14 protein-coding genes and 1 pseudogene are annotated in these 12,265 nt (G+C 66.1%); 7 read left to right on the plus strand and 8 right to left on the minus strand.

The window, feature by feature from the left end; genetic code table 11:
- Positions 1-339 precede the first annotated feature (339 nt).
- Together AB4Y78_RS08030 and AB4Y78_RS08035 are read right to left on the minus strand one after the other, a co-directional pair.
- Positions 340-747 carry a potassium channel family protein gene (locus AB4Y78_RS08030; RefSeq protein ID WP_259921726.1) on the minus strand — a complete coding sequence of 136 codons (408 nt, stop codon included), beginning with the start codon at positions 745-747 and terminating at the stop codon, positions 340-342.
- On the minus strand, positions 740-2,104 hold the full coding sequence (locus AB4Y78_RS08035; RefSeq protein WP_433955094.1) for a TrkH family potassium uptake protein: 1,365 nt from the start codon (positions 2,102-2,104) through the stop codon (positions 740-742). The genes AB4Y78_RS08030 and AB4Y78_RS08035 overlap by 8 nt, the downstream gene beginning before the upstream one ends.
- 429 nt (positions 2,105-2,533) lie before the next feature.
- Between AB4Y78_RS08035 and AB4Y78_RS08040 the strand changes: the two genes are divergently transcribed.
- Positions 2,534-3,394, plus strand: a complete 861-nt coding sequence (locus AB4Y78_RS08040) for an alpha/beta fold hydrolase (RefSeq protein WP_072623517.1) — start codon at positions 2,534-2,536, stop codon at positions 3,392-3,394.
- Between the two features lie 48 nt (positions 3,395-3,442).
- On the opposite strand, the gene AB4Y78_RS08045 is transcribed toward AB4Y78_RS08040, so the two are convergent.
- Positions 3,443-3,997, minus strand: coding sequence for a GNAT family N-acetyltransferase (locus AB4Y78_RS08045; protein WP_441737024.1), 555 nt, complete (start codon positions 3,995-3,997; stop codon positions 3,443-3,445).
- On the opposite strand from AB4Y78_RS08045, the gene tcmP reads away from it, so the two are divergent.
- The gene (gene tcmP, locus AB4Y78_RS08050) at positions 3,986-5,116 is read left to right on the plus strand and encodes a three-Cys-motif partner protein TcmP (protein WP_441737027.1); all 1,131 of its coding nucleotides are present in this window, start codon (positions 3,986-3,988) and stop codon (positions 5,114-5,116) included. The genes AB4Y78_RS08045 and tcmP overlap by 12 nt on opposite strands.
- Here the strand turns inward: tcmP and AB4Y78_RS08055 are convergent.
- Positions 5,103-5,849, minus strand: coding sequence for a DUF5131 family protein (locus tag AB4Y78_RS08055; RefSeq protein WP_068327929.1), 747 nt, complete (start codon positions 5,847-5,849; stop codon positions 5,103-5,105). The two genes, tcmP and AB4Y78_RS08055, sit on opposite strands and share 14 nt — an antisense overlap.
- Before the next feature lie 454 nt (positions 5,850-6,303).
- On the opposite strand from AB4Y78_RS08055, the gene AB4Y78_RS08060 reads away from it, so the two are divergent.
- Positions 6,304-6,891, plus strand: coding sequence for a recombinase family protein (locus AB4Y78_RS08060; protein WP_441715745.1), 588 nt, complete (start codon positions 6,304-6,306; stop codon positions 6,889-6,891).
- A gap of 36 nt (positions 6,892-6,927) precedes the next feature.
- Here AB4Y78_RS08060 and AB4Y78_RS08065 read toward each other — a convergent pair.
- Positions 6,928-7,613, minus strand: a pseudogene (locus tag AB4Y78_RS08065) (helix-turn-helix domain-containing protein); the annotation flags it as partial.
- A gap of 75 nt (positions 7,614-7,688) precedes the next feature.
- On the minus strand, positions 7,689-8,096 hold the full coding sequence (locus AB4Y78_RS08070) for a DUF1761 domain-containing protein (protein WP_441737030.1): 408 nt from the start codon (positions 8,094-8,096) through the stop codon (positions 7,689-7,691).
- Positions 8,097-8,168: 72 nt separating this feature from the next.
- Here AB4Y78_RS08070 and AB4Y78_RS08075 point away from each other — a divergent pair, with 72 nt between their 5' ends.
- The gene (locus AB4Y78_RS08075; RefSeq protein ID WP_259911130.1) at positions 8,169-8,804 is read left to right on the plus strand and encodes a winged helix-turn-helix transcriptional regulator; all 636 of its coding nucleotides are present in this window, start codon (positions 8,169-8,171) and stop codon (positions 8,802-8,804) included.
- A gap of 251 nt (positions 8,805-9,055) precedes the next feature.
- On the opposite strand, the gene AB4Y78_RS08080 is transcribed toward AB4Y78_RS08075, so the two are convergent.
- Together AB4Y78_RS08080 and AB4Y78_RS08085 are read right to left on the minus strand one after the other, a co-directional pair.
- Positions 9,056-9,625, minus strand: coding sequence for a GNAT family N-acetyltransferase (locus tag AB4Y78_RS08080; RefSeq protein ID WP_441713271.1), 570 nt, complete (start codon positions 9,623-9,625; stop codon positions 9,056-9,058).
- Positions 9,626-9,797: 172 nt separating this feature from the next.
- Positions 9,798-10,769, minus strand: a complete 972-nt coding sequence (locus AB4Y78_RS08085; RefSeq protein ID WP_441713272.1) for a helix-turn-helix transcriptional regulator — start codon at positions 10,767-10,769, stop codon at positions 9,798-9,800.
- A gap of 131 nt (positions 10,770-10,900) precedes the next feature.
- Between AB4Y78_RS08085 and AB4Y78_RS08090 the strand changes: the two genes are divergently transcribed.
- The 3 genes from AB4Y78_RS08090 (at position 10,901) to AB4Y78_RS08100 (ending at position 12,265) form a co-directional block, all read left to right on the plus strand.
- Complete coding sequence (locus AB4Y78_RS08090; RefSeq protein WP_441713410.1) at positions 10,901-11,296, plus strand: RidA family protein; 396 nt, start codon at positions 10,901-10,903, stop codon at positions 11,294-11,296.
- Between the two features lie 64 nt (positions 11,297-11,360).
- A complete protein-coding gene (locus AB4Y78_RS08095) occupies positions 11,361-11,594 on the plus strand; it encodes a hypothetical protein (RefSeq protein WP_441713273.1) in 234 nt (77 codons plus the stop codon).
- A 140-nt stretch (positions 11,595-11,734) separates the two neighbouring features.
- Positions 11,735-12,265 carry a glyoxalase superfamily protein gene (locus AB4Y78_RS08100; RefSeq protein WP_441713275.1) on the plus strand — a complete coding sequence of 177 codons (531 nt, stop codon included), beginning with the start codon at positions 11,735-11,737 and terminating at the stop codon, positions 12,263-12,265.

The following is a 12,265-nucleotide window of genomic DNA, read 5'->3' on the forward strand; positions in this document are numbered from 1 at the left end:
AGCAGCCGGTCGGCCTCGACCAACTTGCGCACGACCTGCTCAGGCGTGTGTCGCTTCCTCGTTGTCATGGTGATGGAGCCTTCCTGCCCACCCTCGTGGGCCGCAAGGACTCTCACACCACCCGGACCAACCAACGGGGGTCACGCCAATTCGCAAGCGGGCCGCGAAATTCACCGCGGAGTGGCGCCTGAACGGGCGAAGAGAAACAGCAGGCCCAGTCATTCGTGCGCGAACTACTCATGGTCTACGGGATGACCGACTGCAAGGCGGCCCTGTATGAGAAGCGCGCCAAACGATCCTCGACGGCCGTCGAGACGTCCAAGGGCCGCGCCGGTTCGGTCAGCGCTGCAGCAGCTCGGCTGCCATGGACAGTCCTGCTTCGTGTTCCGGCTGGATGATGCGGGTGACGCCGAGTCGGTCCAGCGCCTCGTAGTGCTGGCGTGATCCCGCCTTGGCCCACACGTCACGGACCCCCAGCTCGCTGAGGGCCGTGGCGGCCATCAGCGATGCCGCGACGTCGGTCATCCCGAGGACGACGAGGGTGTCGGGGGTGATCTCCAGCTGCCTGAGGGTCTCCTCGTCGCGTGCCTCGGCGATCGCGAGGTGGCGGATGTCCTCCTTGAGGTTTTCCACCACGGACTCGTCGACGTCCACGCCGAGGACGCGCTGCCCATTCTGCTCCAGGCGCAGCGCGAGGGCGGAGCCGAAGCGGCCTAGGCCGATGACGGCGATGTCGTACTTAGCCAACGAGGAGCCTTTCGGTGGGGACCTCGAAGCGTCGAGGTCGGTGGCGCAACGCCAGGGCGGCGCCGAGGGTGATCGGCCCGAGTCGGCCGAGGAACATCAGCACGATGAGCACGACCTGTCCCACGGGTGGGAGGTCCGCGGTGATGCCCGTGGACATCCCGACGGTGGCGAAGGCCGAGATCGCCTCGAAGAGGACCGCGTCCAGGTGGAAGGGGGAGACGATGAGCAGGACGGCCGTCCCCCCGACGACGAGACCGACACCCAGCAGGGCAATGGTGAGAGCCTGACGCAGGTTCGCGGGGGGTAGGCGACGGTGGAGGATCCGCACGGTGGGTTCGCCGCGGATCTCGGCCCAGATGACGAAGCCGAGCAGAGCGAAGGTGGTGATCTTGATGCCGCCGGCGGTGCCGGCGCTGCCTCCTCCGATGAACATCAGGCCGTCGAGGAGTAGAAGGGTCTCTTGGTGGAGGTCGCCGATGGGCACGCTGTTGAAGCCGGCCGTGCGGGCCACGACGGACTGGAAGCCGGATGCGAGGATCTTCCCGCCGGTGCTGAGGGGGCCCAGCGTGTCGTCGTTGCGCCACTCGAAGGCCGCGAAGAGCGCGGTGCCGCCGATCCACAGCACGAGCGAGCCCCAGATGGTGATCGTCGCGTGGACGGTCCAGCGGCGGAACTGCTGCCGCCAGTGCCGGAACATCTCCCACCAGACCGGGAAGCCGAGGCCACCGATCATCACCGAGGCCATCAGGGGCAGGCACATCCACGGGTCGTCGACCCAGGTGACGGCGCTGTCGGCGTGCAGGCCGAAGCCGGCGTTGTTGAAGGCGGAGACGGCGTGGAAGAACCCCGAGTAGAGGGCATCGCCCCAATCCGCTTGGTAGGTCGAACGTAGGCGAAGGCTCAGGACGATGGCGGTCGCCGTCTCGACGATCAGGGTGAACTTCAGGACGTCGACGAGGACCTGGGCGGGATTGCGGTGCGCGATCGAGCGTGACTCCGCGCCGGTGAGCACGTTGGCGGGTGCGCTGAGCCTGCGGCCGATGACCATGACGAGCAGGGTCGCGGTGGACATGACCCCGAGACCGCCGATCTGGATCATTGCGAGGATGACCAGCTCGCCGAAGGTGGACCAGTGGGTGGCGGTGTCGACCGTGACCAGGCCGGTCACGCAGGTGGCGGAGGTCGCGGTGAACAGCGCCGTGAGCAGGTCGGTGGACTCGCCCGGCTCGGCGGCGAGCGGGGTCATCAGGGCCGCGGTCCCCGCGGCGATCACCACGGCGAAGCCCAGCATGACGGTCCGGGCCGGGTTCGCTACGAGACGGTTCAACAGATGCGTGTTCGTCGCGTCCTGAGCCATTGGTGGAACGGTACTCCGGATCGAGCTGAATGCTCCCTCGACGGCGTCAGGTTCTGCTGGCCGGGTCCGGAGAATGCCGGGGGGTCTGCCGCGGGGCCCGCTCTCGTCGCCCATGTCGTCCCGGCGGCACGCGACGCCACCAACCAGGAGTGATTGCCGGGCGTCACGGCTGCGACCGGAGGCTGGACAGACGAACCCGGCTCGGTGACGTCAGCTTGTGAGCCGACTGTCGAGATGCAGCGAAGACTGCACACGACACGCGGCCTAGATTGCACAGGACCCTCCTTGCGGATGGCGTCGTGCAAAGTACCGCGGCGGAGCTGCTCGACCATCGCGGGGCCATGGCCGCTGGTCATGCCCCGCAAGGGGATCCTCAATCGGACGGCTGCTGCCCGTACAACAACAACAGCGCCGCGGCAGACTGTGGTCATGTTCGAGGACTTCACCGAGGAGATGGTCGACGGTGCCGGCGGGTTAAGGCTGATGGTGCGACACGGCGGTGCCGGGCCGGCGGTGTTGCTGCTGCACGGGCATCCACGGACCTCCTCGACTTGGCATCGGGTCGCACCCCTGCTGGTCGATGCAGGGTTCACGGTGGCGTGTGCCGACCTGCCGGGGTACGGCCGCTCGGACAAGCCGACACCGGCTCCGGACCACTCACCGCACTCGAAACGGGCAGGTGCCGGACATCTGCTGGCCGCGATGCGGAACCTGGGACACGACAAGTTCGCGGTGGTAGGCCACGACCGCGGCAGTTACTACGCCTTACGCCTGGCGCTCGACCATCCCGACCACGTCACGAGGGCGGCCCTGCTGGACTGTCTGCCGATCAGTGAGCACCTCGATCGCGCCGACGCGCGATTCGCCACCGAGTGGTGGCACTGGTTCTTCTTCGCCCAACCCGAGCTGCCGGAGCGGGTCATCAACGCCGACCCGGACACCTGGTACCGCGGCGATCCCGCCTCCATGGGAGAACACAACCACGCTGAGTGGCGCGCCGCCGTGCACGACCCGGAGGTGGTCCGCGGCATGCTGGAGGACTACCGGGCCGGCCTTGGCATCGACGCCGATCACGAACGAGCAGACCGCGCCGCCGGACGACGCGTGCAACAACCCTTGCTCGTCCTGTGGTCCACCCGCGACGACCTTGAAGACCTCTACGGCGACCCACTGACGATCTGGCGCGATTGGGCCGACGACGTCACCGGCCACGGCCTCGACTCCGGCCACCACATCGCCGAGCAAGCCCCCGAGGACTTGACCACGGCGCTTGGTGAGTTCTTGGCCTGACCACTCCGCAAACCATCCTCGTTCGCTGCGTGCCGCAAGGGGATCCGCCTACGGGATGCGCGCTAGGTGTGTAACCCAGAGGCCAGGCACCACTTCGGTGTCGTTCAACTGCTGGAATCCCAGCCCCCGATACAGCGTGCGTGCGGGCAGATTGGCCCGTCCGGTCGACACGGTCGCGCGGCGATGCCCTGCCCGAAATAGCACCGCCTGGACGAGCTTCCGTCCAGCACCGCGGCGGTGAGCCGCCGGATCGACAACCAGCCGGTCGATGTCGACGCCGTCGGCGTCCTCGGCCCGCGCCACCGCTCCGATCAAACGACGGCCATCGTCGAAGGCACCGAGCCAACTCAGGCGCGCCGCACGAAGCTCCTCGACCTCTTCATGCAGCGCCGGGATGCGGTCATCTCCAATCAGAGACGCCTCCACCCGGTAGGCGGCGCGCTGAATGGCGAGGAGCCTCCCCGTCGCCGGTAGCCCCGCTCCGTCCGAACATTCGCATAGCCTGATCACCCAGCGCAGATCACTTCGGGGGCAACAGGCGTGTCCAGCAGCAGCACCAGCAAGTTTCACAAAAGCCGGAAATCGGCGGCCGTGCTGAAGCACGCCATCATCAACCAGTACGCGACGCCTTTCGCCAGTAAGACTGGCAGCAGGTCGCTGGACCACCGGGTCACCTTCATCGACGGGTATGCCGGAGCTGGACGGTACGACGACGGCGCTGAGGGCTCGGGCGCCATGTTGCTCCGGAAGGCTCACGAGCTGGCGGCGATGAGCTCCCCCCGTCAGGTCGAGCTCCACTTTGTCGAGCAGGACCCTGTCACAGTCGCCAAGTTGCGCAAGGTTGTCGCAGCCGACGGCAACGGCCTCACGGTCACGGTGGATGACGGGGACATCTCCGTTCACCTGCCGAAGCTCCTCAGGGCCGCGGAGGGCATCCCCCTGTTCGCCTACCTAGACCCATGCGGCCTGATCATCCCCATGGACGAGGTCGTGAGCATCTTCAACCGCCCTGGCGGCACGGCGCCGACCGAGGTCCTGATCAACCTGACCGCGCACCTGCGCCGGTTCGCGGGCATGCTGACAAGTGACAACCCCATCGAGGCATCGCTGAAGCGCGTTGACGCCGTCTGCGGCGGTGACTGGTGGCGGGACACCTGGCTGGAGAAGTGCGCGAACAAGGACGCCTCGGAGGACGACAAGGTCGCCGCCGAAGAGGCGGTCGTGGAAGGCTACGCCGCCAAACTCCGGGAGTGCCTAGGCGGTGGAGTGGGAACCTGGGTCATCGATGTCCGCCCCCGCGCGGACCTCAAGCCGCTCTACTACCTCGTCTTCGCGACACGGCACATCGACGGGATGCTCACCTTCGGTGAGTCGGCGTCCCTGGGGCTCCAAGAGTGGCGGAAGTACCACGCCAAGCTGGCTGCCGAGAACACGTTGTTCGCGGAGAACGACGCGTGGGAGAAGCACTGGAAGGTCCAGGAGGAACTCCTCAAGAAGCAGTGGGTCGAGACGCTCGCGGAGCGGATCACCGACGAGCTCGCGAAGGGCGAGGCCTTCCGCATCATCGACAAGCCGGAAGAGATCCTCGGCCAAGACCTCGTGGGCGTCGTCCGCACGCTGCATGTGCGCGCAGCCTTGAAGAAAGTGCTGGACGATGGCAACACATCGACCGACCCGAAGGGCAAGAGCGACCTGCTCACCCTGAGGATTAAGCCTGCGTAGGCACCGGCATCTCGTCCCAGAGCTGACCGTCGAGTTCCCGCCCGTTGCTCTTGGGTGTGCGTCCACCCCATTGCTTGAAGAAGAACGCTACGCCCTGCTCGCGGCAGGAGTCGCGAAGCTCGCGCACCCAGGTCGGGTCAAGGGGACGGTGGTTGGCTCCGCTCTCCCCTCCGGCGATCAGCCAGTGCATCCCAGTGAGGTCGAGGCAGGCAAGCGAGCCGAGGAGCGGCTCGGCGGACACAAAGCGGGTCGCGGCGGGCACTCGGCGCAGGTCATCGATGCGCCAGAGCTGGTCGGTTGTCTCCACGCTGACGCCGAGCCACACGTTGCTTGGCCACGGCAGTTCGGCAGCCATACGCGCCGCACGACGAGGCCGTTTGGTGAGCAGTTGGTAGGTGTGTCGCGGCGTCTCCTCCATGACTTGAAAGACCTCGCGGATGAACGACGACGAAATTCGCGCGTGGAAGAGGTCGGACATGCTGTTGACGAAGATGACGCGAGGCGACGCCCACCGGCGTGGGATGTCCAACGCGGATGGGTGCTCGGTGATTGCGAAGCCGGGGCCGCTTGTGCGCGGGTCGCCGTCCTCCTGGTACTTCGGGTTACCCATCGCTTTGAGTCGCTTGGCCAAGGTGAGGGCGTAGCAGTTGTCGCATCCCGGGCTGATGCGATCGCAGCCGGTCGTCGGGTTCCACGTGGCTTCCGTCCACTCGATGCCGCTACCGTCCGCCATGACAACAAGGTATGCCACTCGCTACCGACAGCCCGCGAAGGCTCGGTGCTTCGCGCTCCGGTGAAGCTGACCCGCTCTCTGCCTCGCGGACGACGAAGCAGGTGGCTCTGCAGAGGTACATCATTCTGGGCGGTATGCAGCGGTCTCGCGTCGGTCAAACGAAGGTTGCCGCAGGCTAAGTCCGAGGGTCGGGAGCAGGTCGCAGCGCCTGCCGAAGTTCCCGGAGGCATTTCGTCGCCGTTTACCCCGTCCGGACCTTTCACCGGGACGGGGACGTCTTGCGACACGGTGGTGGCGTCTCAGGAAACTACAGGTTGATGAGACACGATCTAACGTCGCTGCCGAGGACCGAGCTCTCGCGGTTCTGCGGCTGCAGGCGTGTCTCGGAAAAGTGTCTCGACGAGAAACGTCTCAGACGACATCACCGGAAGGGTTTCTGAGGCAGGATGGGTGGGTGAGACTTCTGGGGTACACGAGGATCAGCACGGCCAGTCAGGACGCGCAGTTGCAGTTGGACGCGCTGACCACGGCGGGAGTCGAGGCTCGGGACGTTTTCTCGGACGTCACCTCGGGCAGCAAGAACGCAGCGCAACGTCCAGGGACGCGCCGACTCCTGGAGTACGCCACCGCTGGAGACACGGTCGTGGTCTGGCGAGTGGACCGGCTGGGACGCTCACTGATCGACGTGCTGAACACGGTGACCTTGCTGCGCGAGTCCGGCATCGGCATCCGCTCCATCCAAGACGGCATCGACCCAGCCACCACCAGTGGACGGCTGATGCTGAACATGCTCGCCACCTTGGCTGAATACGAGCGGGAGCTGATCACAGAACGGGTGAATGCCGGCATCGCCGCAGCCAAAGCCTCCGGCACCCAGTTCGGGCGACCCCGCGTGGAGCCAGCCGTGATCGCCGAGAAGCTCGCGATCGTCAACGACGCACGCGCCAAAGGACGCACCGCCACAGACGCGGCCCGACTCGTGGGCTGGGCCCGCGCCACGTTCTACCGCCACAACGCCACCGCCCAGTCACAGGACTCCTGACCGCGCCAGATACCCGCCAGGGCTGAATATCAACGAGCCATGCTTGGCGAACCATTCCCGGGCGCGGTTCAGGAACGCGACCGCAGTGGTGGCCTGCTCGTTCTCGAGCGACTCGGTGTACGGCAGGCGCGTGTTTCCGTCGATCGCAGAGTGTAGGTATGCGTATCCCGCTCGCGCGCCGCGGGTCTTCGCGCGGGCGGCGGCCCTGGCCTGGGGGCTGTTCTTCCCGTGGACTCGCCAGCCGCCGCCGTCGGGGATGCGCCCGACCTTCTTCACGTCCAGGTGCACCATGTGTCCGGGATGCTTGGCGATGATCGTATTGATCTCGCGGTTGTTCTCGCCGTTGGGGTCGATGAACCGGCGGCGGTTCAAGCCGAGCTGAGCCAGGTGGCGGGTGATCGTGCGCCGACTGACGGTGGTGCCGTCAGCGTGAAGCTCGAATGCGATGCGGGACGCCGACCATTTCTTCTCGCGCCGTAGCTGCTCGATCCTCGCCACCGTCTGGCCGGGTGTCACGGTCGGCTGTCGAACCGGAGCAGACGAGCGATCAAGCAGCCCGAGTTCGCCGAACTTCTGGTAGCGGTTCACCCACTTCGATGCGGTCGCCCGCGAGATGCCCATCTCGGCCGCCACGTGCGCGATCGGCCGGGTGCGGCATCTCTCCACGAGACGTCCGCGGCCTCGGGCGTGAGTGGCGCATTCCTGTGGCTGCGAGTACCCATCGACGAGCTTGTGCTCGAGGTCACGCTCTGCCGCCTAGCGCAAGGACGTGATAGTCCCGTCATGAATCGACCTGCCTAGAACAGACCCAGCACCAGCGTAATCGCCAGGAACAGCGCGAGCTGATAGCCGGTGTTGATGATCGTCAGCTTCAGAGGCTTCTGCTCGAACGAGTTGTGCTGGAGAAGAGTCGATGCGGACAGGGCCAGCCAGGCGACCAACCCGACCACCACGGCCAGCCACACGGAGTCGTTGCCGGTAGCCGCCGACGTGAGTCCGACAGCGAACGCCAGTCCGACAGTGGTCGCCGCGTTGGACACGGCGAGCAGGATCAGGTTCCGTGTTCGGACGGGTCTGCTCTTCTCCGGCGTGATGCCCGTCAGCCTTTCCCAGGCGTCCGCGATGGCTCCCTTCGAGTACCAGGCCATCGCGACGACCATCCCCGCGACGAACGCAAGAAGCACACCAACCCAGCTGATCTCCATGCCCATACCTCCTTGACGGCAGGAGCACGGACAGCCCCTGGCAACGACGACCGCAACTTGATATAATCAAGCATGGTTGAGCATGTCAATCCCACATCGCGCCGATCCTACGGTCAGTTCTGCGGACTGGCGCGCGCGCTCGACATCGTCGGAAACCGCTGGAACCTTCTGATCGTTCGCGAACTGCTGCCCGGACCCCTGCGATACGGCGAGCTGAAAGCATCCCTGCCAGGCGTTGCGAGCAACCTCCTCGCCGAGCGACTGCGGACGATGGAGGAGACCGGCGTCGTGGAGCGAGTACTGGGAGACACGGGTGTCGTCTATGGACTGACGCGATGGGGTACGGAGCTCAAGGAGCCGATGGAGGCCCTGGGTCGGTGGGGCGTCCCTCTGCTAGCCGCCGGGCGCGGCGACGACGAATTCCGGCCCCGGTGGCTGACGCTCGCCCTGCCCGCCATCCTCCACGGGAGAACGGCAACGCCACCAGTGGAGATCGGCTTCGAGGTGGAGGGTCTGCTCATCGTTCTGCGCATCGACGAGGATGGGCCGAGCGCGCGCATCGGTGACGAGAATCGACCGGACACCGTCCTGGCGGCCGAGGCCGAAACCGTTGTAGGCCTCGTCGCCGGCGCTGTCGCGGTCGACCACGCGCTCGGTGCAGGAGAACTGCGCGGTGACGCGGCCCTCCTTCGGCAGGCGTTCGCCTAAGACGCCACCTCCGCAGCAGTGGGTCGGAGGATCCGTAGTCGGTGCGATGCCGTCAACAACCTCCTGGCCAGCAACAGCTAGCAGTGCTCCCGATCGCCGAGCCGGGGACGGAACCGGTGTGCGTAGACGATCGTCGGATGTGACTGCGAAACCGGTCGTGATGGCTGTATGGGTGAGACCTTGAACTCTGCGAACCACCCGTGATCGGCTCCGCCCGGTATCGGCGCAGTCTCCAAACTCGGAGTGGCTGTCTAACGACCGCGCTTGGGCAGCCAGTCCTCGGATAGGGCACTGTAGGTGTAGCCGTCGATCCAGCCGAGCTCGGCGTGCCAAGAGTCTCTACGGCCGTGCTGCTCCCGCTTGAGACCCGCCTTTTCCAGGATGCGCCAGGAGCGGGTGTTGTCGGCAAAACACCCAGCGGTGACACGGCGCAGAGCGAGGTCGACGAAAGCTGCCTCCACGATCCCTGATGCGATCGCTGAGCCGATCCCGCGTCCCTGACAACCGGGCCGCACGATGTACCCGATGCTTGCGTCGGTCCCCTGGGGCTTGCCGGGCTGGCCCATGCCGTCGTGAATCTCGAGGTACCCGAGTCCCGCGACCTGGCCATCGACCTCGGCTATGCAGGAGAAGTCGGTGTCGCTGCTCGTCACTGACGGCCAGTAGTCTTGCAGGTCCTCCATGGACTCGTGGGCGACGATCAGCCAGCGGCCAACCTCCGGGAGGTTGCGGAAACTCGCGATGGCGTCCACGTCGGCGGGCGTGGGGTCGCGCAGCAGCACGCTATCGATGGTCTTCGGCCATGGGCTCGTTCTGCTCACGCGCAGACGATGGCACGGAACGTCACAGCGTGGCTATGGAGGTCTCGCCCGACACCGAATGGGGGTCGGTCTTGACACTGCTCAGTTCTGGAGCAGGTCAGGTGTTGGTGAGTTTCGACATCACCCCGGAAGTGCGGCAGGGACGGGGTGACGAGCGTCTGATCGGTAGGGCTCAGGCTCGCTCTCGATAGCGGTCGGCGACCGCTTGTGCCCGGGTGCGCAGGGAGAGGCGTAGTTCGCGCGGCGTGAGCGCTTCGGCGTTGGTGCCGAGTTGCCACAGCGCCCACTCTGCATGCCAGAGGTCTTGGAAGGTGACTTCGAGGCGTAGCCATCCGTCTGGCTCTGGCTCCTCGGCGCGGACGGCTTCGGCCATGTCGAGGAGGTCATCGCGGCGTTTCGGGTCAACCCGTACGTGGACGGGGATGTGGCCGTCGGACAGGAACTGGGCGCAGCGTTGTGCCCATATGAGTTCGAGGTCGACCTGATCCGGTCGTTGCGCTGGTTCGGGAAGCTCTTCAGCGGCTTCGATCCGTGAAATCCGCATGGTTCGGTCGGTGCCTGACTCGGTGGCCAGCAGGTAGCCCTTGTCTCGCACGGTGACCAGGCCGATCGGGTCCACTGTGCGCCACTGGGGTGGCTGCCCCCGGGAGGCGTAGTGGATCCGCAGTTTGCGTCCGTCGAGGACAGCGCGTCGCACGACCATCAAAGTGGCGTCGGGCAGCCCGTCTTGGGTCAGGCGACGCGAGAGCAGATCAGTCTCGGGGTTGACGAGGAATCGCTGGGCCGCGTTGTTCGCGGCGACTTGATGGCCGTCGGGGAGTGCGTCAACGATCTTTCGCATCGCTGAGGCCAGAGCCGTTCCGAGCCCGAAGATCTGCTCGCCGGGTCCCGAGCCAGCGGTGAGCAGCGCGAGTGCTTCGTCGTGGTTGAGTCCGGTGAGCTCGGTGCGGAACCCTGGCAGCAACGAGTACCCACCGTGTCGGCCGCGCTCGACGTAGACGGGGACACCGGCCGCGGAGAGCGCTTCGATATCACGCACGACGGTGCGGGTGGAGACCTCGAGTTCCTTGGCCAAGACGTCCGCGGTCAACTGGCCACGCTGACGCAGCAGCAGGACCAAAGACACCAACCGGTCAGCGCGCACGGCATGGACGCTACCGAATACCTGACACAAGGTGTCGTGATTCAGCGCTTGGGTGGTGACGCGCCGCCGAATCGCGGCGACGCGCGAACGCGGGCAACCCCCGATGGAATCTGATTGGAGCTGAAGTGGCAATCGAACGAGTGGCCATCAACCCGGTGACGTGGTCGGTGGAGATGGGTTTCAACCAGGGCGAGTTGGTCACCGGCCAGACCCGGACGTTGTACTGCTCTGGGCAGACTGCGATGGGGGCCGACGGAACTCCCCAACATGACGGAGACATGGCAGCACAGGTGACGTTGAGCCTGGACAACCTGGAGGCCGTGCTCACGGCGGCCGACATGTCACTGGCCAACCTCGTCCGGCTCAACGTCTACACCACCGACGTTGACCTGCTCTTCCAGAACTACGGGGTGCTTGCCTCGCGGCTGGGAGCGGCCCAGGTAGCGCCGACCACCACCATGCTCGGGGTGACACGGCTGGCGATCCCCGGCCAGATGATCGAACTCGAAGGGACCGCCGTCGCCTGAGCGACCCCTTCTGCCCGCGCCGGCCGTGCCCGGCGCGGGCAGCACGCGGAGGAGGTGACTGCTGATGGGTGAGCTGAGGACGATCGGCGTCTACGGTTTCGATGACGTGTCGTTCCTGGACGGCCTGACCAGGGACGGGATCACCATGCTGCTCGATGTGCGTCAGCGTCGCGGCGTCCGCGGCCCCGAGTATGCCTGGGCCAACTCGCAACGATTGCAGTCATCGCTGGCCGCAGCCGGGATGCTCAGCTGCGACCGGCGCTGGCGGGTCAGCTCCCGGTACATTGTTGGGGGCTGACGATCACGCCCGCCGCTCGCGCCGGTCATCGGTGAGGTGAAGTGATCGGGACATCCTTTCCGTCCGTGCGCTCTTTCCAAGGGTGTCTTGGTCGGTAACGCGAGCACCGGCTGTACTGCACACCCAGAGAGCGACTCGGCATGACGACGACCCTCGACCAGGCCAAGGCTTCCGCCCGGGCGCTGCGCACCTCACTCGCCACGCTGGACGTGTCGGTCACGCACAGCCAGGCACTCGAGGTGGTCGCCCAACAACTTGGGTACCGAGACTGGAACACCGCGCACGCCGCACTTACGCCCTCTACAGCCGGCCTTGGCGGAGCAATACCCGTGATCCGAGTGCAAGACGAGCAACTCGCACGGGAGTTCTACCTCGACTACCTCGGCTTCACGCCGGAGTGGGAGCACCGGTTCGAACCGGGGTTTCCCCTGTACGTCAGGGCACGACGCGACGACGCAGTCATAGACCTCTCGGAGCACCACGGTGATGGAGTGCCCGGATCCGTGTCCTGGATACCGGTACTCGACATCGACGCTCTGCTGGCCGACCTTCGATCACGCCCACACCCCAAGCTTCGCCCGGGCATTGACCCATCCTTCCCCGGCGGCCCAACCATCGTGGTCCCGGACCCGTTCGGCAACACTTTGCGGCTCTGCCAGCCGCTTGAGTAG

It is taken from the genome of Janibacter sp. RAF52, assembly GCF_052114035.1.
In the GTDB taxonomy this organism is placed as follows: domain Bacteria; phylum Actinomycetota; class Actinomycetes; order Actinomycetales; family Dermatophilaceae; genus Janibacter; species Janibacter hoylei.